Below are 24,002 nucleotides of genomic sequence, written 5' to 3' on the forward strand. Positions count from 1 at the left end.
CTAAGGGCGGATAGCGGTCATTCGCTGCAGTTAGTCCCGAAGTCTGCTATGCGGAACAAACAAAATTTTGGAAGTTGCCGCATCAAATGGAGGGTGTGGAAACCCAATTCCCTTCCTAACCGGTATTGCTCAATAACCAACGTATAGAATATGTGGTTATGCGAGGCACAGAGCGGCCTTCGATACCATCACTGACTAAGGATTGCGCCACATGCTTGCTGAACTGCTTTTTTATTTGGGTACAACCGTTTCGCTTGCAATAGCTCTTTTGTACTTCCGCGATCTTGGCGACATTCCTCAATTGTTCATAACGACCAAGCGAAGAAATGTGGATAGGTTCATTCGCAATGAGTACAGGTTTTTCGCGGTAGGGTGCGGTGCGTGGCTTGTATCCGCTATCGCCTATTTTGGATTAAGTGCTGGGATCGGTTGGGTCTTCTGGATTGCCACATTGATATCGTTCGTACTGATGGCGTTTACTTGGATCTATGTGCATCTGGGCCTGCGCAATCAAAAAGACAAGGCGCAGTATTTCAGTATCAAGGAAGCGAAGGAGTTCGTAAGCCCTACGACACAAGTGATTGTGCTTGAAAATAACGGTCTTGCGCGGGCACATCCCCAGCCTCAAATGATGCGACCGCATCTTGCTGGGTCGAAGGACGGGCTGAACGGTGAAGATGTTGTTATGACGTTTTGCGCGATTGCAAACCTTGGTCTCGGGTACACGCCAGAAATTGAGGGCCAAAAGTTGGAACTTGAAGTGCTTGCTCAGCACGGCAACAACCTTGTCTTGCGTGACAATGAAACCGGCGAACCTTTGCAGCAGATATACGGTTTTCGTGCCAAAGATCAGGACACATCAACTAACGGTCCCGCCTGTCCTTTGCGCCCGACACTTTCAATGCGGCCATGGCCGACGTTTCGCATGACTTTCCGCGGGTTTGAGAAAGCTTTTCCAAACGGTGAAGTCTTTTTAAACAAACCTCCGTCGAACCCTCTCCTCTTTCTGCTCGATTTTGCTATGGAACTCGCATTCACCGCCACGATCCAGAAACACCACACCGAGGCACGCCCCATCATGCAGAACCTTGAGCGCCCCATTGATCCCAGACTGCCAACCAAGTCCTACGTTTGGGGTGTGAGTATAGGCGGCGATGCGACGTGTTGGACAGACGATTTCGTGGTGGCCAACGGCAATATTGTGAACGCGGTTGTCGGAGGCCAAGCGCTGGTTGTTGCATGGGATCCACTTTTCGAAAGCCTTAATGTATGGATCAATGAGACCGGAGAGATAGTGACTGAAGTCGACTTCTTCGGCAACTCCTCAGATGGTCAACTCGCGCGTTCGCCCGATGTTAAACCGGGCTTGTTCTGGCATGTTTGGGCCGAGTTTTTCCCCCATACCGATGTCAACCGGGTGGGCGCGCAGGAAGAAACGCCGAAACTAGCGTGAATGCGGACACAGCAGGCGTTCGCTGCGGCTTGTACGAAGGTAGGCCGTAAGTTGCCATGACATGTATTGGGCAGGGCCCGATTGCTGCACCCCACGCATTTCATCACTATGGGCGGTAACCGGAACTTCGCTGCGAAATTCTCCAAGGTCTGGTTGGTGTGGCAAGCCAGACTTTGTGAACCGCCGCGTCTAGGGTTCTCTTTGACGGATCAAGGTTTCCTCTATTTCTGGATGGGTGCCGTCTTTTTTTCTTTCCTTTTATTAGCATCTTCTCTGGGATGTCCTATGCACTGCAAGATCGCAGCCATTGTTGACGTATGTGGGTGTAATAGATCTCACCTGTCGCAAGTAGTGAGGCAATCAAAACACAAGTACTCACTCTTAGGCTCTAGCCTCTAGCGCAAGACATCCCTCGCGCGCTAGGAATGGCGCCGTGAGAATTTGAGTAAACTAAGAGGCGGGGTCGGAAGGCGTTGACAGGCATTTGGAAGCTCAAGTCAGCAGCCGCAATATTTTTGGTTATTAGCCAATGCAACATGGCTATAGCGGAAGAGCCGCAAGGCAACGATCCTTTTGAGGATGCGACAGACCTACAACCTAGCTCCGCTGATATGTCTGACGGAATTCTTCCTCAATTAGGCATCCTGTTGAAATTTCCTGACAATCTTCAACTGCGAAACCCGAGAAATACACAAACAGCAGCAGAACCAGTCACATATGATCGGAAGCTACCTTTTTTTGGGCAGCAAGCCGTGGATCGCGGTTTTGCTTTGCCACTGCCTTTTGGGATCAGTGTAATCGGAGTTAAAAACTCCCAACTGCAGGAAATTACTGATCCAGCCGTGGCGCTTGGCAAGGGTTTTGCACCGCCACCCGGTACGCCGCTGGTGCCGATCCCGTTTGTAACTCTCGAGAACGTCATTTCCCGAACCAGTAGCATGCAGGTCAAGTTGGATGCTTGGGTACTGCCCAACGTCAATGTGTTCGGCTCGGTTGGAAGAGTGAATGGCACCGCAGATCTGGATGTGGTGGTGGATTTGGATCAGATATTTCCACCGCCAGTCTGTACACCAATAAGCCCGTGCGGAACGGCAACGGGACACTTCGTGGCTGGGATCGACGCGACAACACTAACGATTGGTGCAACCGCTGTGCATGGGTGGGACAATTTCTTTCTGACTGGCACAGGATCATTCACCGATACGATTGGCAAAAAATCGGACACCACAGTGCGTTCAGTGTCGGCAAGTGTACGCTTTGGTCGTCAGTGGATTGTTGGCCAGAAGACAGTTTTTGCGCCCTATATTGGGATCTCTTATCTTGACTACGACGAGGAGATCGAGGGCGTGACGGGCCTGCCCAATGCCTTTCCTGATGGTGACAGCCTTGAGGTTCGGTATCGAGCACAATCCACTAATGTAGATAAGTATTCCGGCGTGATCGGATTGAATGTGGGTTTTCAAAATGGCATGGGAATTCAGGCCGAGTACAATAAGAACCAAAGTGGTGAGCGTTTTGTCCTGTCCAGTGTCATTCGGTTCTGATCCTGTCAGGGCCGAACCGCGCTCTGCCAACAATTTCAGATGGCTTCTGTTCTGCCAATCGGACCTTCGCTGCAAAGAGCGCCAAAGTCGGCTTAGGGCCGTTAGCTGTCGTGATGGGCGACAAGGGCCATCCTATTGCTGCACCATGCATATTCCGACACTAAGGGCGGATACTGGTCCTTCGCTGCGTGATGCGCCAAGGTCTGTTATGCTGAACGAAGTCTACCTTCTAGACCCGCATGTTAATGTCCACTTGCTGCTTCGCATGGCTCCAAGCGCCTTGACCTCACGCAACCAATAGCATTGCATGACGGGGTTAAAGAGGTGAAGGAAGCGTGCCGCATGTCTGAAACAACTATCCGAATGGCCCAAAATGATCGTGATTTTGAAGTTGCGCGTGCATTGTGCCGAGAATGGCTGGAGTGGCATTGGAAGGCATTTCCTGATGACGGTCCAAAGGAAAACAACCCATTGGACCCTGATGTATTCCAAAGCGTCATCGATGATCTTCCTCAAATCCATGCCAGACCTCGTGGGGGCATCCTCTTAGCTGATGTGAACGATCGACCTGCAGGATGTGTGATGTTTCACGAATTGGAGCCTGATGTCGCCGAGATAAAGCGCCTGTTCGTCAACGAAGCAGGTCGAGGTCATGGTCTCGGACGATTACTTCTGGAGAAAATGTTTGAACAGTTGATCGCAGACGGATACCAAACCGTCATGTTTTCTTCCGCAAAGTTCCTGACCCATGCGAGACGCCTTTATGAAAGTGTCGGTTTTCGTGATATCCCACACCCTGAAGGTTTCCCCGAGCACTTGCACAGCTTTGTCTACTTCATGGAACGACCGCTCTTCAAAGAAGTTTAAGAAATCGGCTTGGCCTGCGTCATGTTTTCATTTTCACGTGCAGCGGGCTTTCGCTGCTTAGTAGCCATTTGGTGAGATTGGGCTCGAACCTGCCATTCGCCGCAACCAGAACGAACGGCGGGTTTGGTCCGTAAGCACCAGTTGGCGCTACTCCAATGAAGGGCTGCTTTGTTCTGCATTTCCGCTCCCCTTCCACCCAGAAGAAAAAAGCAAAGTGGCTCCCCCGGCCAGCGCAATGCCAGCCGAGGGAAAGATCACTTGATCTGCTTGGTCACCACGTAGTCAGCCAGCCATTGCCAGTAGGCATCAGCATTCTTGAACCCCTGAGCTCTCGCAGCAAGGGTCTCGGCCTCTGAACGAGAAAGACCGCCATCGTACTCTGCGATAGCGGCCCTCTCTTCGAACGCGTCAATGTCAGGCACGGTCATGACACGGCCACCGGCAAGCGGATCTGATCCATGATCCCGCGCTTCTGCTCGTCATTTATGCCAGCACTGTAGATACCATAGGTCAGCCCATTCTCTGACCGGGCCGACTTATGACCCACCAGAGACGCCGTCCAATGCTCAGGCACACCTGTTCGCTCGCACTGGGTCACAAACCACTTCCTTGTTGAGTGGAACACCAGACCGGGACGTTCCAGCCCCAGAGACGCCCGCAGAGCCGCAAAGCCCTTGGTGATCTGATTGACACTCAGGTCAGGGAACAGTGGCCCCTCAGATGGCAGGCCTTGGAACAGCTCCTCTAGCACAGGGTGCACAGGTACCAACCGTTCAGCCGCATCAGTCTTCAGCAACCTCAGGTCATTGGGGCGCACATGAACGAAAGTCCCTAGATTGCCCTTGGTCACCAGATCTTCCCGAAGCAGCCCTGCGGCCTCTCCAGCTCGCATCCCTGATAACAGGCAGGTCAGCAACACGGGTCGCAGCACGTCATCTCTAGTCGCCAGCATCCGCACCACCTCATCATCCGAGGGCACCGCATAGGGCTTAGGGCGCACCTTCTGCTCGAAAGGAACCGTCCTGAAGGGATTGGCTTCCAGATGCCCCTCGTAGACTAGCCAATCGAGGAAGTGATTGACCTGAGACCAGATGCGTTTCTGGGTCCTCGCCGTGATCCGGGGTGCCCCGTAGGAAGAGACTCGCACCGACTGCTCCAGCGTTAAGCCTTGCGTGGCTCTGGACCGCCCAAGAACCGGAGAAAGCTGGGCTATAAGACCAAGGAACTCTCGCCCCTCAACCCGGCTCAGACTGCACACCGATTGTTCCTCGTACTTCGAGAGAAACAGCCCCACCGAGTAGCGCACTGATTTGAACCCACCGGGTCGTAGCTCACGGGCTCTGCGGCATAGGTAGTCTCGGCCAAGGTCTCCAATCAGCGTTTTCTTAGGCGTCACGGGACGTTGGTACGGAACCACCTCAGAGGGCTCCAGAGTGGCCCGCAGGTGATCAAGGGCGGTCTCCGGTGTATCGACCCATGCGGAGACATCAGAGAGCACCACTTCGGCCCCCTCGCGCACTTGAGCCACCAGAACTTCAAATCTGGCGTTCACCTCAGCAGCCCGTTGTTTTGCGGTGGAAGCTGACCCGGTCTTCAGGCTTTGCTTCATGGCCGCAGATCCAAGCACGAGTGCCACGTCACTTGGGTAGTTGCGTCGGAACAGCCACGTGTGACCCTTCCGATACGCATATCGAATTTGAGCAGACATAGGTCTCCTCCTTCTAATTGGTTTTGGGAAAGGGCGGCTCAGTCAACCGCGCTGCAATGGACCCGTAGGACTAAGTCGAAGTCGGGCTCGCCGTACTCGCCAGCCAGTGGTCCTGTGAGAGAGTAACCGCCTAGGCAGTCATCAAACACATAATCGACCCGGAACAGATGCTCAGGCCAGTCCTCTCCAGCGCGGATGACGACCGTGTCGCCGGGGTTCAATTCAATCATCATCGGACCTCCAAGCGGAGACCAAGGCCGGCAGAACCAGCGCTGAGACGGCGGGGTGGGAACGACCAACAACCCAGAGCATCGTCGTCAGCACGGCTCTTGGTGGTGGGGTCAAAAGAAAACCCCCGGCGAGAACGCCGAGGGCTGATAAGGTTTTCATCGGTAAACTCCTTCGATTTCTATCGATATAGATACGAAGGGTGGCTCGGATTTGGGGGGGCGAGAGGAGCGGAACTGCAGAACAAAGCAGACCTTCATTGGAGTAGCGCCAACTGGTGCTTTCGGCCCAAAGCCGACCTTGATGCCAATTGCAGTAAACGGCAGGTTTGAGCCCAAAGCTGACAAATGCTGCAAACAGCACGAATTGGCGGTAAGGGCGGAAAGCAGCCATTTGTTCCGATAGCGAAGGTCAAATCACAAATGTACAGAGCCGCCAATAGCTGCAACTGCGCCAAGCTTATAGAACCGGAAACTCAAAGTACCGGCAACGCCTGGCTTCGACAAGGATCAATAGGTTATCCGTTACTTGGAAGGCCTATCCAAATTTAAAATACTATGAGGCGAAGCTGCACTGGCGAACTTTGTGGGAGACACTCCAAAATATCGTGCAAATGCTCTGGAGAAATTTCCCGGTTCTTCATACCCCAAAGCCTCGGAAACACTGGCCACAGTGCTCCCTTTCATCCCTAGCAAATCCTGAGCGCGTTTCATGCGGGATTCGTTCAGGATTTGGCGAAATCCTGTGCCGTGCCTGGACAACTGCCTTTGCACACCTCTGGGGCCGATCCCCATTGATAGCGCAAGCCGCTCAAGAGAAACATCTTGCGCGGCCAGGTGCAATTCAACGACTGAACGGGCGGAGTTGGGGAAGTTGGTCGGTGGGGCCGACCGTTCCCTTAGAATGTCATTGCGTGTGGTCTTTTGGATAACATTCGGGTCTGGGTTTGGTGCATGCAGTACGGTCTTGTCGAACAACAGCCTTAATTTCGAGCCACCAAACAAAACCGGGCAGCCAAATGTGTCTTCCGCCGCTGTTTCGCGGTTCCCTGCTGGAAAATCGAATTCGATTTTCAGCGGCGCCCAATCCTTTCCCAAAAAGTGTTTAGGAATGCTCAGCATTGCGGCAACAGCGCTGAAAGCCATATTTGGATATGTTGGATGGGCTTTCAGACCAAATGCATAGGAATAGGACACCAGATTGTTAAAGGTGACAAATTGTACCCGATCCGTGCACGAGTGCAGGCGCATCTCTTGCTGAGCGCGCTTCAGGGCCGTGCCCAAGTCCGGTGCTGACAGCACATAGTCCCCCCATGCACCATAGTCCGCGACCGTCAAAAAGGGCGAAAACAGTAGACCAAGATTATCTTCGCCCAGTTCCCGGCTGACCCCTGCGACGAATTCACATAACGCAAATTCAGGGATGAAACCCTCTCGTTCGCTGACAAACTTTTCGACCAAGCCAGCACCTGACATTATCCGGAGCGTTTTGCGATGACCAAGTTCGCTTAATGCAAACGCGGGCATGGCCCCGAGAGCTTTGGCGGTTATCATCGCTGGTGAAAAAGCTGACATTATGTCTCCGACTAAATACAGGCAGTGTGTCGTGAAATGATATTTCTGACAATGATCTTTGTGCGATAGTCGGGTTCGCCGTTTGGACGACATGTTCGTTCAACAGCGCGTTTAGGCATCAAGCACAGGACCTTAACCGGTTTCTTGAAAGGCCTTCCAGCACCTGATCAAATAAGGAGAACCAAGTGCCTGTTCCACAAACTCTTTTGACAAAATTGGCAACACCCTTCCAAAGCGCCTCTGCTCTGGCGCTTGTCGCGGCCGTCGCGCTTGGCGTTCCCGCTACTATGGCCCAGACCTTTAACGACACAGGCGATATTCTTGCCCGGTCTGCCGAAATCGAAGACGTCGAATATAAAATAATGGTGCAACGGGCAACGCAAACGGCGATCTGGGGAATGCCTGCTGTTGGTATGGTCGACTTCATCAAAGCGACAAAGCGCGATTTGGGCGGCGACATCAACGATGTTGTTTACTTGAAGCAACCCTTTGATTCCAAGCACGGGTTCCTGACACCAAACGATGTTACAGCCTATGCATGGGGGTCGATGACGTCTGAGCCGGGTCCGCTGATTGTCGAAGTCCCGGCAGCCACCGATAATGTCAGTTACTTTGGCACTATCGTGAACGCCTGGGATGTCCCGATCGAGGACGTCGGGCCGGCGGGGGCCGATAAGGGCGAAGGTGGAAAGTATCTGTTGTTGCCGCCGGGCTATGATGGGGACAAATCCAAGGCCGATCTCGAGGCAGAGGGATATCTTGTGTATGAAACGGACACGTATCAGTACGGGTTCTCGTTCCGACCCCGGCTGTACAATGGTGCGACGGATGCCGATGCAGCCGAGTATGCGCAGCAGATCAAGGTGTATTACTTGTCCGAGGCGGATAACCCACCCGCGACCACGTATCACGAGGCGTCACAGCTGCCCTATGATTCACTGCCCTACTACAACCACACGTTCTTTGAAGACATGAACGACTATCTGCAGGGCAACCCGATCCGCCCGCAGGACAAGGTCATGGTGTCCATGCTCAAGAGCCTTGGCATCGAAAAAGGCGAACCATACGAGCCCACCGAACGCCAATTGGCGGCAATGAACGAAGGGTTGGTTCTGGCATATGCGGCGATGCAGGATTTCTTTGTCGCGCCGGGTAAATCAACGGTACCGCTTTGGGTTGATGACAAAGGTGAAAGAAAATCCCAATGGCTGGTCTGGGATTTTGCGCCCGGTCAGGCAGAAGCTGGCTTTCCATATGAAACCGACGAAGAAGTGTTGCTCGATGATCGGGCCGGAGGGAGCTATTTCTGGATAACATATCTGCCGAAATATCTGGGTGGCGGGACATTCTATCTGACGGGATTGAATGACAGCGACGGTGACATTCTGGACTACACCAAAAATTACACATTGAACGTTCCCAAAGATACACCAGCAAAAGATTTCTGGTCGGTGATCGTCTATTCGATGGAAACCAAAGGGTTCATCCGGGACGTTGTGCGTGTAGGCCTGTCCGCGCGTGATGCCGAGGAAATGCAGGTCAATGACGACGGATCTTATGACATCTATTTCGGCCCTGAAGCTCCGGACGGCAAAGAAAGTAACTGGATCCCGACCACAGAAGAATACTTTCTCCTGTTCCGGCTTTACGGCCCGGAAGAAGGCTGGCTGCAAAGCGGTTGGGTCCTGCCAGATCTGGAAAAGGTCTCACAGTAAATCTGTCTCCAAGAAAAAAGTCGCGTTGCCCGCAAAGTGGGCAGCGCCGGATTGACTTCCCCTCTCAGGAGACAAGAAACAGGGAATCACGCTTTATGCTAAAAACTTGCACAGCTGTATTGGCCTTGAGTTTCGGTATCGTGGCCAGTGCCGGGTATGCGCAAACGGTACGCAAGCCCGGCACAGATATCCGGGCACAAGCAATCGGAGAACTGACAGACGCACGCGTTCGGGAAGTTCTGGTCGAAGACGGGCGTGTTTCCATGAGTGGAGGCTTTTTCGAAAATGACAGTGCCGAGTTGAGTGGCACTTCCGATCAGGTGCTTTTCAAACTTGCCAGCTCTATGGGTTTGCACCCCAATATGCGTCTGGCGATCGTTGGCCACACCGACAGCACTGGTGACTTTGACTATAACATCGGCCTTTCACAGCGTCGCGCCGAAGCGGTGAGAGCTGCACTATTGGATGCACCTTTCAATGTTGCGCCCTAACGCCTTGTTGCCATGGGTGCCGGATCAATCAGCCCGGTGGCATCCAACGCAAGCGATGAAGGCCGTGCTCTGAACCGCAGGGTTGAATTCGTGCTTTTGGACGAAACAGTAGAGGCTTTGCCAGCGGAAGAAATTGTTGTCCCCGCACAATCTACAGCGGAATATGCGGCGATGGTTCCAGAGAATGTCCTGACCCCGGACCTTGTGCGTACAAAGACCTTGGGCGATCTGCGTTTCTTCGACGGGATGCCGTCGCCTGAAACTGTCCAAAAGACCTTTGATAATCTTGATCTGATGCGCGCGACATCTGCGTTTTTGGATGGAATGAAGATCGCTTCGCTCAACCCACCGGCCGAGAAATTCATCAACGTGTCGGATGTCCAGTACAAAACGGTTCACGCCAACAACGAGGACTTCTTTCATGAGATTGACGTTGCGCTGAACAACAACCCGATCGGTGCCTTTGATCCGGAGATTGTAGGCACGTTTGCCTCTATCGGATTGAAAAAAGGCGAGCCATTTGAACCCGATGCACGGATGCGGGAAATCATGGTCGAAGCCGCAGCAATCGCCAATGCCACAGCGCGTTCGATCACCTATGCCGCGCGTGACCCCGGCGTTTACTTCTATGAAGATCGCCAGTGGAATTCGCCGTTCCAGCGCCAAAGCTATCTTTTCTTGGAAGACGGTGCACGTATCTTGGATGACCGGAGTTATTTCTTCTATATGGCGACTGGTATCACACCAGCCATGACATCGCCGCCCGTAGGATCGGGGTCAGTTTACGCGATGACCGCGCGGGATGTGAACGGGGAGTATCTGGATGGATCCAATACCTACAAAGTCACACTTCCCGGTCCGGTTCTTGCCAATAACTTCTGGTCGTTCATGCTGTATAGCGGTCAAACACGGTCGATCCTTGAAACCGATCAGAAATCCGGTGGAATAGACTCTAACGGCGAAGGGATCAAAGCCAATGAGGACGGCAGTTACACCGTCTATTTCGGCCCCGAAGCGCCGGAGGGTTGGGAAAACAACTGGGCGCAAACAGCTCCGGGCCGAAGCTTTAACGCAATGATGCGCCTTTACGGTCCATTGGAGCCTTGGTTCGACAAGAGCTGGAAACCTGGAGACTTCGAACCTGTAGAGTAAAGTCGCAAAAGAGATCTTTCGCTATCCCGCCTTCCAAGTGGGATAGTAATCCGCAAAACATATCCGTCAGTGCGTCGACTAGCGGCCAGCCTTTCGTTGCAGCTTTAAACGCCCGTTTCGCATTTGCTTGTCATAGTAAGCCTGTGTGCAACGAAAGTCCGCAGGTGGCCGAAGCGGTCGTAAACTTGAACCAGTTGAAGGTCTGGAAAGTCCGCACATCCGACCTTGGCGCGACCCTCATCGAAAGACCGCTCCCCAACCAACGCTGCGGGTAAACTGGACGGCTGCTGTGCTCCCAACACACCGACAGCCCCGGCCATCGGGTCTCAGTCCTGCCTTCAGCGGGGCTCCCAGTGGCTAGCCGTGGTCCCATCCTCACTCCGCTAGCGCTCTGTGATGCCCCAGTAACCGCCCCAGTTTGTTCAGAGGCTGCCGTAAGTCGATGTTACCAAAGGGTCGGCAAGGATTCCTACCATCCCAGCCACCTCTCCTTAGTTCAGTAAACTAAGCACCCGGGACGCCCGTAGTCCTAGGAAATGCCCCCGTTTATGCCCCAGTTGGTTTTCACGAGATCTAGGTGTTGGCGGGGTCGCTGACACACTGCTGGCGTGGGCTCTGACCATGGGTTTGGATACGAACTGTACTTGTTGGTGCTGACCTGACCTCCCCCAGATGAGCGGGAGAGGTCGTTGGCGTTAGGTCTGAGTATAGTAAGCCGATCTTGGGCATAGGGATAAGTAATGAAGGAGCAGGAGGACGGGGCGTAGCAGTTACCCAGCCCCCCAGTACTACCCGATCATCCTCCCAGATCAGAAGAACCAAGATAGGAAACTCTCTCGTTGAAGAGCCGTTGACGCACTAGATACTCGGGGCAGCGTTCCCGTTGCCGCATTTGAACATAGTCCTCAACGAGATCAGGGGACTGTCTCTCCACCTCATCCAGCCCCAGATAGTTGTTCGATAAGACAATGGAACGGCCAACGGAGTGCCGAGCTGTCGCAGTCATAGCGACCTTGAGCCTCTGGGCCATCTTGTAGTTGATCAGGAAGCTGTCATGCACACCCAGCACCGGGATTCCCCTCCGAGTGAAGAAGTTGATGATCCGGGATGCTATTTGACTGTCAGTGTTCATCAGGCGAACCCCTTGGTCTGAGCAAAGATCCTTAACCAAATTCGGGTGCTTCTCGGTGAACGCATCCAGTAACCCCAACAACTCCTTATTGGTCATTGATTTTCCACGAGAACCTGTAGAACAATCCTGCCGAAAAGCCTTGCAAGCAGTGCTCCTGTCTTTGGCATTCAGTGCCATCAACACGAGCGCCTTAACGAGCTTGCGTTGCTCCGCCGGAGTACAACCATCCACAAGGCCTTCCTCCAACTCATAAGGATCTCCGGTCACGTCAACCCCATGCCGCGCAGATAGAATGGCGACATGAAGCGCCTGATAGTCGACCTCCACTGTTGGCTCATCGTTGATATGGATACGTTTGCGGAACTCGGACCCAACGCTTTGCCACCACCCCCCAAAGAAACGCCCACCACAGCTCCAATCGTTGCGATTAAAGATACGGCGAACGGGATTATCCATGGTGCAAATCGGAACCCGAGCAATCTCTCCCTGACGAGGCCCTGACTTAATTGGGCGTTCGATAACCGGGACTATTTGATCCGGAACATCAATGAAGGTTCGGGCCAGAAGTTGGTTATAAGCGTTCAGGTCAGCCCGCATCTGATGCGTTTCTTCGGTGTCTTCGTATTCGACCTCCTTTTTCTTTAGATCGTGCATGATGATACATTCTTTGACGGGATACACCGAGATGTGCTCCCGACCGAACTTCGCCTCCCGAAACAGTTTCTTGAGAGGTTCAGCGGCGATGATACGGGCCGTTCTGTTGGTCTTGGCCCCGGGACCCGCATAGCTGCCCTTCGACAAGTGGATAAAGCCTTGATCCGCAAGCCGATGTACCAGCCCCGGCATTATCCGGGACAGGTGAAGTGCGTTATATCTGGAGCTCGTATTCCAAGCCGTATTGGACAGGTGGACCCCGATACTGAGATCGGGATCCGTTTTCCAAGCGACGTAGAGATCAAGGATCAGAACGCGAAGCTGGCTGCGATAGTTAGCCTTTGGTTTGGCCCCTCCACGTTTTGGGTTGGCGCAGGCGAGATCCTGACAGCTTAGCTGCCAGATATGCCGGACTATGTTCCCAACTTCTGAATGCTCCGAGTACACGTGAACGTCGAGTGGACGGGCGTAAGCTGGATTTATCGAACATTCCCCAAACTTCGGCGTTGATTTTGTTGATTGCGCCTTCTTGGTGGACTTTGAGTTTTCTAAGTTTGTGTGCAAAAGCCATGATACCTTCTTCGTCTAAAATAAAATGAGACCTCAAAGGCAAAACACCCTTGAGGAAATTTCAAAGCCAGACGCGAAGAGGTTGCAAACGTGATAAATCACGGTGCACTCCACGAGCCGACTTTCTAGATGTTTTTGAAAAATGAGGACCTTTGCGAGGTCCAATAGCGAAGGTATCGCTATAGCGTCACTAGACGCTGATTGTTTGCCCACGGGATGCGGGCGGCTGAACGTTGTATATAGGGCATGTTCCTGTTATGTTCAACCCTGCTTCGAAACAATTTCAACGAGAGAGTTTCCTATCTTGGTTCTTCTGATCTGGGAGGATGATCGGGTAGTACTGGGGGGCTGGGTAACTGCTACGCCCCGTCCTCCTGCTCCTTCATTACTTATCCCTATGCCCAAGATCGGCTTACTATACTCAGACCTAACGCCAACGACCTCTCCCGCTCATCTGGGGGAGGTCAGGTCAGCACCAACAAGTACAGTTCGTATCCAAACCCATGGTCAGAGCCCACGCCAGCAGTGTGTCAGCGACCCCGCCAACACCTAGATCTCGTGAAAACCAACTGGGGCATAAACGGGGGCATTTCCTAGGACTACGGGCGTCCCGGGTGCTTAGTTTACTGAACTAAGGAGAGGTGGCTGGGATGGTAGGATTCGAACCTACGGTACACTGTACCAAAAACAGTTGCCTTACCACTTGGCTACATCCCAACAGTGAAGCGCTAATTAATGCGGGAATGAATGAGGCGCAAGACCCCAAACACACTTTTTCCAGCCTTTTTCGACTTCGTCCTTGAAAGCCGTTGATGCGCGCGGTCCAGGCAGAGAACGTGGCGTCGGGCAATTGCTACCTCGCGTCACTTGTGTTTGCAGCGATGGACAACATACCGAGTAGTAGGTCATGCTGATACGCAGAAAAACTTGGGAGAAAACCGATGGAATTGGGATTGCGACCGGAAATCGAAGAGCTGTTGGATCGCGTCCGCGAGATGATCCGGGACGAGATCATGCCGCTGGAGGATGCCTATCACACCGAGATCGGAACAGGCGACCGCTGGACTTATACCGCACGGCAAACAGAGATTCTGGAAGGCCTTAAGGCCAAGGCCAAAGAACGTGGCTTGTGGAACTTCTGGCTTACCGACAGCGACAAGGGATTTGGTCTGACCACGGTCGAGTACGCCTATTTCGCAGAGGAAATGGGCAAGACCCCTTTGGGTGCTGAAGTGTTCAACTGTTCTGCGCCAGACACCGGCAACATGGAAGTGTTCGAGCGTTACGGCAACGACAACATGAAGGAACGCTGGCTGAAACCATTGCTCGAAGGTGATATCCGCTCGGCCTATCTGATGACTGAACCCGACGTCGCCAGTTCTGACGCGACCAACGTGTCGATGCCCTGTGTTCGCGATGGCGATGACTATGTGATGAATGGTGAGAAATATTGGGCTTCGGGTGCCGGCGATCCGCGCTGCAAAGTCTATATTGTGATGGTGAAAACTGGCGGCGAAGACCTCCCCATCCATAATCGTCAATCCATGATCGTGGTCCCTGCTGAAACCCCCGGTATCGAAGTGCTGCGGCCCATGCAGGTTTATGGCCATGATGACGCGCCCCACGGACATATGCACATCCGGTTTACCAATGTACGCGTCCCTGCGGAGAACATCCTCTTGGGTGAAGGACGCGGATTTGAGATTGCCCAAGGTCGCCTTGGGCCTGGACGTATTCACCACTGTATGCGCGCCATTGGTCAGGCCGAGTCTGCGCTGGAACAAATGTGCAAACGCGCGCTGAACCGTGAAGCCTTTGGCAAACCCATCGCGCATCTGGGCGCGAACTATGACATCATCTCGAACTGCCGGATGGAGATCGAGATGGCTCGATTGCTGTGTCTCAAGACCGCTTGGTTCATGGATCAGGGCGATGCCCGTGCCGCGGCCCCTTGGATTAGCAAGATCAAGGTTGTGGCCCCTAACACGGCGCTCAAGGTGATTGATGAGGCAGTACAGATGTTCGGTGGCACAGGCGTGTCTCAGGATACACCGCTGGCGATCGCATGGACCCAGGTGCGCACCTTGCGGCTGGCAGATGGCCCGGACGCGGTTCACCGCCGTCAGGTCGCCCGCAAAGAGCTGAAGAAGTACACCCAGCAAAAGGTCTGAGACCACCAATCAGGATGCAAGAAAGGGGCGCCTTGGGTGCCCCTTTTGTCTTTCCCCACGCTCCATCGAGCGATCTATCCAAAGTGTTGCCCTTGAATAAAGTCCGTACAGGCCTTTGTAATCTCTGGAAACCGCGGCTGTTCACGCTGGTAAATAAATACCTGCCGGTGGTCTTTCAGGTCCCGGATCGGGCGAAACCGTGTGGCGTCTGGCATATAGGACGCCACAGTTCTCGGCAAAACAGTCACCCAATTCCCCGAACGCACCATTGCAAGCAACGAATGTGTGTTGTGGATGGTGATATCGGTTTGCCTGAGGGTTGAAGCAAAGTCCTTGGTTTCGATCAGGTCGCACAGGGTGTTGCGTAAGAAGTCATGCGCAAAAACATCTTCAAGACTGGGGTTCTCTTTCTGGCGCCACAAAGGATGGTCTGCCGAACAGACAAGGCCAAATCTGTCTTCGAACAGCAAACTTGCGCGGGTTTCCTTTAACGCGTGATGGCCCGAAGCGACGCCGATATCCGCTTTGCCCTCAGCGAGGCTATCCAACACTTGCTCGGTGTCGGTATCGCGCAAATCCAGTTTGAGACCGGGAAATTGCTCTGTCATATGCGCCAAGATCGAAGGAAAAAGCATGGCCGCCACGGACGGCACCGACACAATCCGCAACAACCCCTGCCCCGCGCGCGCCAGCGTTTCCATGCTTTGAACGGCCTCATCAAACTGGCGAACCTGCTTGAGTGCCAGATCAAACACTTGAGTGCCGAGAGGTGTCAGCCGGTTCTTACGTTCCCCAAGAAACAGCCTTTTGCCCAAATGCTCTTCGAATTGCTTCAAGGTCATGGATAAGGCCGATGGTGTCCGCCCCAATCGGTCCGCGGCCTCAATCAGGTTCCCAGTTTGCGCCACCGTAACAAAGCTTCGCATCATTTCTATCTTCAGTGTCAAATTTCAATTTTCCTGAAATAAACTTAAGTTGTTTGAGTTTGACTGACATCTAGCCGCGAGTCCATGGTGCACCCAACCCTTTCTTAAATGATCCGAGGCCCGACGTGACCCAACTGAACCTGATTTCCGGCGATTGGCTGGCTGGCGAGAGCGAGATCGAGAACCGCAACCCGTCTGATCTGAGTGATTTGATAGGTCACTTTGCACAGGCCAGTTCCGAGCAGCTAGAGGCGACGCTAGTACAGGCACGTGTGGCGCAAGCCGAATGGGCCACCTATGGGCTGGAACGCAAACAGGCGGTGCTGAACGCGATTGGCAACGAACTGATGGCGCGCTCCGAAGAGCTGGGCACATTGTTGGCCCGGGAGGAAGGTAAACCCCTGGCCGAGGGCAAAGGTGAGGTTTTCCGTGCCGGACAGTTCTTCACCTATTACGCGGCAGAATGCCTGCGCCAGATCGGCGAGAATTCCGATAGTGTGCGGGCCGGCATCGAGGTCGATGTGCGTCGAGAACCCATTGGCACGGTCGCGATCATCAGCCCCTGGAATTTCCCCACGGCCACTGCATCATGGAAGATTGCCCCGGCGCTTTGCTATGGCAACGCCGTGGTCTGGAAACCCGCCAATATCACCCCGGCCTCGGCCGTGGCGCTAACCGAGATCATCGCCAAGCAGGACATCCCCAAGGGTCTTTTCAGCCTTGTGATGGGGTCTGGACGTGCAATTGGCCAACAGCTGGTCGAAAGCCCGATGATCGATGCGATTTCCTTCACCGGCTCAGTTCCAGTCGGAAAAGGCATCGCCACCGCCGCGATCCAGAACCTGACCAAGGTCCAGATGGAAATGGGCTCAAAAAACGCCTTGGCCGTGATGGACGACGCGGATCTGGATCTGGCTGTTTCGCTGGCACTGGGGGGCGCCTTTGGCAGCACCGGTCAAAAATGCACCGCGTCGTCGCGCCTCGTGGTGCACGCCGGCATCCATGATGCCTTTGTCGATAAGCTGGTTGCCGGCGCACAGGCTATGAAAGTCGGGCACGCGCTTGAGGATGGCACCCAGATGGGGCCTGTTGTGAGCCAGCAGCAGCTTACCGAGAACCTCGCCTATGTTGACTTAGGCAAATCCGAAGGGGCCGAGCTGGCCTGTGGCGGCGCGCGTCTCGACATGCCACATGACGGGTTTTACATGTCACCGGGCGTGTTCCTGAATACCCGCAACGACATGCGTATCAACCGCGAAGAAATGTTCGCGCCGCTGACCAGTGTAATTAAGGTGGGCAGCTATGATGAGGCGCTGAGCGTCGTCAATGACACCAATTTCGGGCTGACCTCAGGCATCGTCACTCAGAGCCTCGCTCGGGCCACCCACTTCCGGCGCAATGCGCGCACCGGAGTTGTGACCGTCAACCTGCCGACCGCAGGCACGGATTATCACGTGCCCTTTGGGGGACGCGGTGACAGTTCGTATGGCCCACGTGAACAGGGCAAGGCAGCCGCTGAGTTCTACACCACGGTCAAGACCGCTTATATCAGCGCCGGAGACCCGGTCTGATGCGCATCGACGGACTGCAATACGCCAATTGGTCGGAAAAAATCTTTCGCCAGATGCGCCAAGGTGGCGTGGATGCAGTGCACGTGACGATCGCCTATCACGAGACGTTTCGTGAGACGGTTTTGAACTTTGAAAAATGGAACCGCTGGTTCGAGCAATATCCTGATCTGATCATGAAAGGGCTCAGCGCCAGGGACATTGACACCGCACGGGACACCGGGCGCACGGCGGTGTTTTTTGGCTTCCAGAACCCTTCGCCCATCGAAGATGACATCGGGTTGGTGGAAATCCTGCACACGCTGGGCGCGCGCTTCATGCAGCTGACCTATAACAACCAGTCGCTGCTCGCTACGGGGTGTTACGAAGCCGAAGACACCGGCATCACGCGCATGGGGCGACAAGTCATCAAAGAGATGAATCGCGTTGGCCTCGTGGTCGATATGAGCCATTCCGCAGATCGTTCGACCATTGAAGCGGCCGAGATCTCGGAGCGCCCCATCGCGATTACCCACGCAAACCCCTATGAGTGGTCCCCTGCCCTGCGCAACAAAAAGCCAGAGGTGATCCGCGCGGTGACAGAAAACGGTGGCATGCTTGGGTTTTCGGTCTACCCTCATCACCTGAAAGACAAATCCGACTGCACCTTGGAGAGCTTTTGCGAGATGATCGCCCGCACCGCTGACACTTATGGCGCAGAGCATCTGGGCATCGGCACAGACCTCTGCCAGGACCAGCCAGACAGCATCGTCGAATGGATGCGGGTCGGGCGCTGGAGCAAAGAGATCGACTATGGCGAAGGGTCGGCCAGCGCGCCGGGCTTTCCTTCGATGCCAACATGGTTTGAAGACAACCGCCACTTTGGCAACATCGAAAACGGCCTGCGCGCGACCGGGCTGAGTGACGATGACGTGGCGGGTATCATGGGCGGTAACTGGTACCGCTTCTTTAAGGACAACTTTAGCTCGATGGGATAACGCCTATGCAACACGTCGCGCAGACAGAAATACCCAGACGCTCACCAGAAACGGTCATGCGCCTTTCACGATTGGGGTCGTTGCACCAATGCCGGCTTAGCTTCATGCGTATTTTGACGCGACGCATGGCGCGTGAAGACTGGCAATTTTCAAGGCCGGTTTTTGACATCGACGCGCGGGGCGTTGGACATGCGGTCTATTGTGCCAAAGGACCCGAACACACTTATTCCCTGGTTGCCTTTGCCCATGACTTGCCGCCGGAAATGCGGTCCGACCGCGTGATTGCCACAGCATGGGACGCGACCTTTACCCTCTTCGACGGCACCCCCACCAAAGCCGACATCGAGCGGCTGTCGCAAAACGTTCCTCTGCAAGAAGCAGGCCGTGTCGACGAACAAAGCCTGTCTGTCAGCCGCGCCAACAGGTCCGTTCGACTGTGGGAGCATTTTGTCGACAGGCTTTCACGTGGTGAACAACCTGACATCTCCAAAGTTGATGCCGTCGGCTATCTGATGCGCACCACCGCCGTGTACGGATCAGGCAAGCTGGGGTCGGCCGATTTTGAAAAAATCGCCCAGCGCCCGGAAATGTCCGCGCCGTTTCAGGCTGAAATGCTGTCCGTCTACCTGACACGTACCTTTGTGCGGGACTTGGTCAACCACATGGCGCGTTTGCGCGGCGGTGAGTCCGCGGTCCAGATGTCGTCTGAAATTGCCGAAAGTCTTGGAATTGGCAATTCCACCGGCCTTGGCATGGCACCCTACATCATCAACCACCCGGTCCTGTTCAACAACTGGATCATGGTGCGGGAAGAAGCCATCGCACGTGTACGCAGTGTGGAACACGCGTCGCAGGACGCAATTGAGCGGTTCCACCACCTGTTGGCGCGCAGCTCAACATCTGTTGACCAGTGGGCATCCGAGCATCCCATTCAGCAAGCCAAATGCGCCGATCTGAAACAGGACCTGGCGGCGTTGCAGACCCGTCTAACTGAAACCCCGCGTGGCGGTGACTACCCGTGGGACCAACTTGTCCGTTGGGGCGAAAACACCCTGAGTTTGGAGGGTCAAGAGTTGATCGCCTCGTTGATCCTTGAGCCCTACCCAGATCTTGTTGATGGCCTGTCCAGTTGCCTTGCGGACACCAATTCATCAGCCTTTTTGATCGATGGCTCGATGCCGATAGCGGCCGTCAAATCATTGATCGACAGCTCCTTTGGCTGGGCGTTGAAGACCGATTGGACCGATCAGGCCAACTGCGCCCGCGCCTGGTACGTGTCGGAAGAAAAACTCGAGCCACGTTTGGGCGAGCGTTTTGACGAGCCAATTGAAGCCTATGAGCAGCCTTTGGCCCCTGCCCGTGACGCAGCCCTTGCCTATAAGGCCCTAAAAATCTGGGACGAAGCTCAGCCGGTGCGAGATTTCCTCGATGCCCACCCCGAGCATCGCCACACGGTCCGACGCGCTCAAATCAGCCGTATCGCGCCCTACGGTGAAATTCGCGACAACACGATCTCTGACTCGGTGCTGCCGATCGATATGTTGAGGGCCAAATTGTCATTTTTTGGCGCGACGCAGTTTGATCCGCGATCCGACCGCTGGGTCCGCATCAAGATGTATGCGGGCGCCCCCTATCCCGAAGACCTGTCCACCAAAACTGCTGATTTTTGGGTCTATCCGGAGGAAACCGCATGAGCTTTTCCCTGAACGAAGTCGAGGCAACAGCCAAACGCGCAGCACGCGGCGCAGAATATAGTTGGGGCATGGCCGAGGAAGCAGCCAAGGCCGTCCGCTGGCTCTGCGCCAACGACATGGATGGTGTACATGAACTGGCCAAACTGTTGGAACGAGACGCAGAAGATCAGGCGGCATGTCCGTTGCGCATTGGCACGCAGATCACCGACAATGCGGCCAACCTGACGCAAGGGTCCATGGATTTTCCAGAGGTCGCACGGCCCGCGTTAGTCTTACCATTTCTGGCTTTTGCGGCCCGGCAAGTTGACCTGTGCCTGAGCCTGACCTCAAACGGGCAGACCGCAAAAACCGACGGGCACGCTCTAAGCAGCCCCAATGAGATGACCAGCCCCGGTCAGAGCCTCGTGATTGGAGTTTGCGACACAGTGGATAGCCCACGGGAAGTGGCTTCACGAGCGACCCCAATCCCAGAAGACTGGGCAACGCTCAACCGCTGGGCCCACCTGACATATGCCCCGGCGACAGAAGAATCGAGACTATTGGGGGCTGGAGCTGGGCTTTCTGACAACGATTGAAGGGAGGGAACCATCGAGACTGCGACAGGCCTTGAGCCGTCTATAGCATCCAGAGATTCTGTTGTTGTTTACCGCAATCGGACAACTCAGTTTTGGCAACAGCAGAACGGGCCGCCTGACATGGCCTAATTCATGAGTGTGCAACCCAGACAGAACCGCACGACGCGACGACAAAGGCGCCGGTCGATGACATCCTGTCCAACCCGGAATTCTTGCTGCGTCACAGATTTGCCTTGCCTAAAAGCGCATTCTTGAGACCGGCCTGCGCAGGTCTAAAGAATTACTGTGCCACGGCCAGATGACATTCAGGCGATCAGAAAGATGAACGTGAGATGAACAAATGCGCTTTCACCGCGTTGGTCCCGTAGGGTTACGTTTGAACAAAGGGCACGCGCCTATGGCACTACGCGGGACAAGGTAAATTTTACGCGCGAAAAATTAAATCTTTACAGACATCTTTTCTCTGAGCATTCTTCGAGGGCAATTGACGCGGCACAGCAAAGGGTCTCATCCATGAGCGGTACGAAAATCAAGAACATGGAGGACTTTGCAGCCGTAAGCGGTATTTCCCGTCCGACGGTCTCGAAATATTTCAATGATCCTGAAAGCGTTCGCAAATCGACACGGCAAAAGATCGAGGCCGCACTGAAAAAGCACAACTATCGGCCAAACATTTATGCGGTCAATCAGAACCGCCGCATGACCAAAAACATCGGCTTGGTGGTTCCAAACTTAGCCGACCCGTTTTTTGCAGGGATCGCACGCACCATAGAAGGGCTCATCGTCAAAGCAGGCTACAATCCCTTGTTGTTCAGTTCTCATGGCGGACCCGAACAAGAGATTTCCAATCTCGACAGCCTCAGATCCATCAAGCCCGCGGCTGTTCTGATAGCGCCAATTGGACGGATGTCGCAGGATGACAAGGTTGCGCAATTTGCCAGCGAGGTTCCAACTGTGCTTTTTGATGCCAATCTCGAAGATGTTGGCATCGCATTTTTCGGTTCGGACAATGACCAGAGCATCGGCTTAATCGTTGACTATTTGTGCCGGTCAGGAGAACCGCCAGCTTTCTTTGAAATGAAAACGCCAATCAACCCAAACGCCTTTAAGCGACGCAATGCGTACATCACGGCGATGGAAAGGCTGGGGCATCAACCTCACCTGATCCAGATTTCTGGGCAGGGTTGGAACTTTGAAGAAATCGGCTTTCGTGAGGGCGGTCGAATTCTGACGGAACAGCGCTTACCATCAAACACCATTCTGTGCTCAAACGACAGGCTGGCCATCGGATTGCTCTCGGCGGCGTTTGAAAACGGTATCAAGGTTGGGCGGGATGCGAACGCAACGCTTAGGATTGCGGGACACGATGATCATCCCTTCTCGCAGTTCACATGCCCAAGTTTGACCACGGTCTCACAGGACTATGACGCCATTGCCACTCGGAGCGTTGAGACCGTTCTGTCGCTCATTGATTCTGGGGAAAAACAACCAAAGCAACGCGAAGAGACACTGTTCGAGGGCAAGTTAGTAATGCGTGGAAGCGCTTAAGGTATTGAAATCAATTAGCATCACCCCAATAATTTACGCGCGTAAATTTTTTGATTGACGCGAAACAATAAGTACTGCTAGCTTTCACTACCACATCCAACCTAGGGAGGACTCCGGATGTCTCTTAGAAATGCATTTTGTGCGGCAAGCGCAATTGCGCTGTTGGCGGGCTCCGCTGCGACCGCCGAAAGCCTAACAATCGCGATTGTGAACAACGGCCACATGATCAACATGCAAACTGTTGCAGAGGCCTACACCGCCGAAACCGGCATCGAACTCAATTGGGTTTCACTGGAAGAAGGCGTTCTGCGCGAGCAGGTGACCTCTGACACCGCAACCGGCGGCGGTCAGTATGACATCATCAATATTGGTATGCAGGAAGCGCCAATCTGGGGAGCGGCGGGCTGGATCGAGCCGCTGAACTTCTCAGCCGACTACGACGTCGACGACATTCTGCCTGCCATGCGCAACGGCCTGTCGCACGAAGGTCAACTCTACGCCGCACCATTCTATGGTGAGTCGTCGATGGTCATGTACCGCAAGGATCTGACCGACGCAGCTGGTGTCACCATCGCAGACAACGACAGCTGGGATAACGTCAAAGCCGCTGCGGCTGCAATCCACGATCCGGACAACGGCGTTTACGGCGCCTGCCTACGCGGCAAGCCGGGCTGGGGCGACAACATGGCGTTCATCACGACAGTTGTGAACTCGTTTGGCGGCGCCTGGTTCGACAAGGACATGAAGCCGGCACTGGACAGCGCTGAATGGAACGCTGCTATCAACTTTTATGTTGATCTGCTCGGCAACTATGGCCCCCCCGGTTCGGAAGGGAACTCTTTCAACGAGATCCTAGCTTTGTACAACGAAGGCAAATGCGGCATGTGGATTGACGCCACTATCGCAGCATCGTTCCTAGAAGTTGACGGCGTTGCTTATGCACAGTCGCCAAACTCAGGTAACCCCGTTGGCGCAAATTGGTTGTGGGCATGGGCAATGGCCATTCCAGCAGGGTCACCCAATGCCGAGGCTGCGGCTGACTTTATCGCTTGGGCAACTTCGAAAGACTATGTTCAGGCCGTTGGCAACCATCCTAAATTCGGCTGGGGTTCAGTCCCAACCGGTCAGCGTGCATCGACCTATGCGATCCCTGAGTTCCAAGCCGCTGCTGGCTTTGCTGCCGCAGAATTGGCTGCAATCGAAAGCGCCGCACCCGAAGCGACTGACATCAAGCCTTACGTAGGCGTCCAGTTCGCCGCGATCCCGGAATTCCCGGAAGTCGGCTCAGCTGTTGCACAGGAGATGGCTGCGGCTCTATCCGGTGCTAAGTCGGTTGAAGACGCTCTGGCGGCTTCGCAGAAAGCGGCAGACGCGATCATGAAAGAAGCCGGGTACTACTAACCCTGCGAAATGGCAGGGTCCGACCTGATCGGGCCCTGACCACCTCAAGTTCCT

20 protein-coding genes and 1 tRNA gene are annotated in these 24,002 nt (G+C 54.3%); 13 read left to right on the top strand and 8 right to left on the bottom strand.

Annotation, left to right across the window (positions count from 1 at the left end; genetic code table 11):
- Positions 1–211: 211 nt before the first annotated feature.
- The 3 genes from Q0932_RS17345 (at position 212) to Q0932_RS17355 (ending at position 3,864) form a co-directional block, all read left to right on the top strand.
- Positions 212–1,453 carry a DUF3179 domain-containing (seleno)protein gene (locus Q0932_RS17345; RefSeq protein WP_299355959.1) on the top strand — a complete coding sequence of 414 codons (1,242 nt, stop codon included), beginning with the start codon at positions 212–214 and terminating at the stop codon, positions 1,451–1,453.
- Positions 1,454–1,926: 473 nt separating this feature from the next.
- Positions 1,927–2,997 carry an autotransporter outer membrane beta-barrel domain-containing protein gene (locus tag Q0932_RS17350; RefSeq protein ID WP_299355961.1) on the top strand — a complete coding sequence of 357 codons (1,071 nt, stop codon included), beginning with the start codon at positions 1,927–1,929 and terminating at the stop codon, positions 2,995–2,997.
- A 342-nt stretch (positions 2,998–3,339) separates the two neighbouring features.
- Positions 3,340–3,864, top strand: coding sequence for a GNAT family N-acetyltransferase (locus tag Q0932_RS17355; protein ID WP_299355963.1), 525 nt, complete (start codon positions 3,340–3,342; stop codon positions 3,862–3,864).
- Positions 3,865–4,118: 254 nt separating this feature from the next.
- On the opposite strand, the gene Q0932_RS17360 is transcribed toward Q0932_RS17355, so the two are convergent.
- From Q0932_RS17360 to Q0932_RS17380, 5 genes are all read right to left on the bottom strand, one after another.
- Positions 4,119–4,292, bottom strand: coding sequence for a hypothetical protein (locus Q0932_RS17360; RefSeq protein WP_299355965.1), 174 nt, complete (start codon positions 4,290–4,292; stop codon positions 4,119–4,121).
- On the bottom strand, positions 4,289–5,572 hold the full coding sequence (locus Q0932_RS17365; RefSeq protein WP_299355966.1) for a DUF6538 domain-containing protein: 1,284 nt from the start codon (positions 5,570–5,572) through the stop codon (positions 4,289–4,291). The genes Q0932_RS17360 and Q0932_RS17365 overlap by 4 nt, the downstream gene beginning before the upstream one ends.
- Positions 5,573–5,610: 38 nt before the next feature.
- Complete coding sequence (locus tag Q0932_RS17370; protein ID WP_299355968.1) at positions 5,611–5,805, bottom strand: hypothetical protein; 195 nt, start codon at positions 5,803–5,805, stop codon at positions 5,611–5,613.
- Positions 5,795–5,962: a hypothetical protein gene (locus Q0932_RS17375; protein WP_299355970.1), complete on the bottom strand. Its 168-nt coding sequence runs from the start codon at positions 5,960–5,962 to the stop codon at positions 5,795–5,797. Before Q0932_RS17375 ends, Q0932_RS17370 begins: the two co-directional genes overlap by 11 nt.
- Positions 5,963–6,324: 362 nt before the next feature.
- Positions 6,325–7,374: an AraC family transcriptional regulator gene (locus tag Q0932_RS17380; protein ID WP_299355972.1), complete on the bottom strand. Its 1,050-nt coding sequence runs from the start codon at positions 7,372–7,374 to the stop codon at positions 6,325–6,327.
- Between the two features lie 185 nt (positions 7,375–7,559).
- Between Q0932_RS17380 and Q0932_RS17385 the strand changes: the two genes are divergently transcribed.
- The 3 genes from Q0932_RS17385 to Q0932_RS17395 all read left to right on the top strand — a co-directional run bounded on the left by Q0932_RS17385 (position 7,560) and on the right by Q0932_RS17395 (position 10,732).
- On the top strand, positions 7,560–9,089 hold the full coding sequence (locus Q0932_RS17385) for a DUF1214 domain-containing protein (RefSeq protein WP_215969725.1): 1,530 nt from the start codon (positions 7,560–7,562) through the stop codon (positions 9,087–9,089).
- A gap of 95 nt (positions 9,090–9,184) precedes the next feature.
- On the top strand, positions 9,185–9,580 hold the full coding sequence (locus tag Q0932_RS17390) for an OmpA family protein (protein ID WP_299355976.1): 396 nt from the start codon (positions 9,185–9,187) through the stop codon (positions 9,578–9,580).
- Between the two features lie 12 nt (positions 9,581–9,592).
- Entirely contained in the window at positions 9,593–10,732 is a 1,140-nt protein-coding gene (locus Q0932_RS17395) for a DUF1214 domain-containing protein (protein ID WP_299355978.1), read from the top strand.
- A 796-nt stretch (positions 10,733–11,528) separates the two neighbouring features.
- On the opposite strand, the gene Q0932_RS17400 is transcribed toward Q0932_RS17395, so the two are convergent.
- Together Q0932_RS17400 and Q0932_RS17405 are read right to left on the bottom strand one after the other, a co-directional pair.
- Positions 11,529–13,082, bottom strand: a complete 1,554-nt coding sequence (locus Q0932_RS17400; protein ID WP_299355979.1) for a hypothetical protein — start codon at positions 13,080–13,082, stop codon at positions 11,529–11,531.
- 648 nt (positions 13,083–13,730) lie between these two features.
- Positions 13,731–13,805: transfer RNA gene (locus Q0932_RS17405), tRNA-Gln, on the bottom strand.
- 224 nt (positions 13,806–14,029) lie between these two features.
- On the opposite strand from Q0932_RS17405, the gene Q0932_RS17410 reads away from it, so the two are divergent.
- On the top strand, positions 14,030–15,259 hold the full coding sequence (locus Q0932_RS17410; RefSeq protein ID WP_299355981.1) for an acyl-CoA dehydrogenase family protein: 1,230 nt from the start codon (positions 14,030–14,032) through the stop codon (positions 15,257–15,259).
- A gap of 74 nt (positions 15,260–15,333) precedes the next feature.
- Here the strand turns inward: Q0932_RS17410 and Q0932_RS17415 are convergent, their stop codons facing one another.
- Positions 15,334–16,206, bottom strand: coding sequence for a LysR family transcriptional regulator (locus Q0932_RS17415; RefSeq protein WP_299355983.1), 873 nt, complete (start codon positions 16,204–16,206; stop codon positions 15,334–15,336).
- A gap of 104 nt (positions 16,207–16,310) precedes the next feature.
- Here Q0932_RS17415 and Q0932_RS17420 point away from each other — a divergent pair, with 104 nt between their 5' ends.
- The 6 genes from Q0932_RS17420 to Q0932_RS17445 all read left to right on the top strand — a co-directional run bounded on the left by Q0932_RS17420 (position 16,311) and on the right by Q0932_RS17445 (position 23,948).
- On the top strand, positions 16,311–17,756 hold the full coding sequence (locus tag Q0932_RS17420; RefSeq protein WP_299355985.1) for an aldehyde dehydrogenase family protein: 1,446 nt from the start codon (positions 16,311–16,313) through the stop codon (positions 17,754–17,756).
- Positions 17,756–18,730 (top strand): membrane dipeptidase, encoded by a 975-nt coding sequence (locus Q0932_RS17425; RefSeq protein WP_299355987.1) that lies wholly within the window; start codon positions 17,756–17,758, stop codon positions 18,728–18,730. Before Q0932_RS17420 ends, Q0932_RS17425 begins: the two co-directional genes overlap by 1 nt.
- A gap of 5 nt (positions 18,731–18,735) precedes the next feature.
- Entirely contained in the window at positions 18,736–20,424 is a 1,689-nt protein-coding gene (locus Q0932_RS17430; RefSeq protein ID WP_299355989.1) for a hypothetical protein, read from the top strand.
- Positions 20,421–20,999, top strand: coding sequence for a DUF3726 domain-containing protein (locus tag Q0932_RS17435; protein ID WP_299355991.1), 579 nt, complete (start codon positions 20,421–20,423; stop codon positions 20,997–20,999). Before Q0932_RS17430 ends, Q0932_RS17435 begins: the two co-directional genes overlap by 4 nt.
- 513 nt (positions 21,000–21,512) lie before the next feature.
- Positions 21,513–22,547, top strand: a complete 1,035-nt coding sequence (locus tag Q0932_RS17440) for a LacI family DNA-binding transcriptional regulator (protein WP_299355993.1) — start codon at positions 21,513–21,515, stop codon at positions 22,545–22,547.
- A gap of 117 nt (positions 22,548–22,664) precedes the next feature.
- Positions 22,665–23,948 carry a sugar ABC transporter substrate-binding protein gene (locus Q0932_RS17445; protein WP_299355995.1) on the top strand — a complete coding sequence of 428 codons (1,284 nt, stop codon included), beginning with the start codon at positions 22,665–22,667 and terminating at the stop codon, positions 23,946–23,948.
- Positions 23,949–24,002: the final 54 nt, after the last annotated feature.

Source organism: uncultured Shimia sp., from assembly GCF_947498095.1.
GTDB lineage: Bacteria > Pseudomonadota > Alphaproteobacteria > Rhodobacterales > Rhodobacteraceae > Shimia.

Coding starts and splice junctions, on each gene's coding strand:
- Q0932_RS17440 (WP_299355993.1), top strand. CDS start 21,513: ATGAGCGGTACGAAAATCAAGAACATGGAGGACTTTGCAGCCGTAAGC.
- Q0932_RS17360 (WP_299355965.1), bottom strand. CDS start 4,292: ATGACCGTGCCTGACATTGACGCGTTCGAAGAGAGGGCCGCTATCGCA.
- Q0932_RS17410 (WP_299355981.1), top strand. CDS start 14,030: ATGGAATTGGGATTGCGACCGGAAATCGAAGAGCTGTTGGATCGCGTC.
- Q0932_RS17445 (WP_299355995.1), top strand. CDS start 22,665: ATGTCTCTTAGAAATGCATTTTGTGCGGCAAGCGCAATTGCGCTGTTG.
- Q0932_RS17390 (WP_299355976.1), top strand. CDS start 9,185: ATGCTAAAAACTTGCACAGCTGTATTGGCCTTGAGTTTCGGTATCGTG.
- Q0932_RS17430 (WP_299355989.1), top strand. CDS start 18,736: ATGCAACACGTCGCGCAGACAGAAATACCCAGACGCTCACCAGAAACG.
- Q0932_RS17395 (WP_299355978.1), top strand. CDS start 9,593: ATGGGTGCCGGATCAATCAGCCCGGTGGCATCCAACGCAAGCGATGAA.
- Q0932_RS17355 (WP_299355963.1), top strand. CDS start 3,340: ATGTCTGAAACAACTATCCGAATGGCCCAAAATGATCGTGATTTTGAA.
- Q0932_RS17425 (WP_299355987.1), top strand. CDS start 17,756: ATGCGCATCGACGGACTGCAATACGCCAATTGGTCGGAAAAAATCTTT.
- Q0932_RS17345 (WP_299355959.1), top strand. CDS start 212: ATGCTTGCTGAACTGCTTTTTTATTTGGGTACAACCGTTTCGCTTGCA.
- Q0932_RS17370 (WP_299355968.1), bottom strand. CDS start 5,805: ATGATGATTGAATTGAACCCCGGCGACACGGTCGTCATCCGCGCTGGA.
- Q0932_RS17380 (WP_299355972.1), bottom strand. CDS start 7,374: ATGTCAGCTTTTTCACCAGCGATGATAACCGCCAAAGCTCTCGGGGCC.
- Q0932_RS17435 (WP_299355991.1), top strand. CDS start 20,421: ATGAGCTTTTCCCTGAACGAAGTCGAGGCAACAGCCAAACGCGCAGCA.
- Q0932_RS17375 (WP_299355970.1), bottom strand. CDS start 5,962: ATGAAAACCTTATCAGCCCTCGGCGTTCTCGCCGGGGGTTTTCTTTTG.
- Q0932_RS17365 (WP_299355966.1), bottom strand. CDS start 5,572: ATGTCTGCTCAAATTCGATATGCGTATCGGAAGGGTCACACGTGGCTG.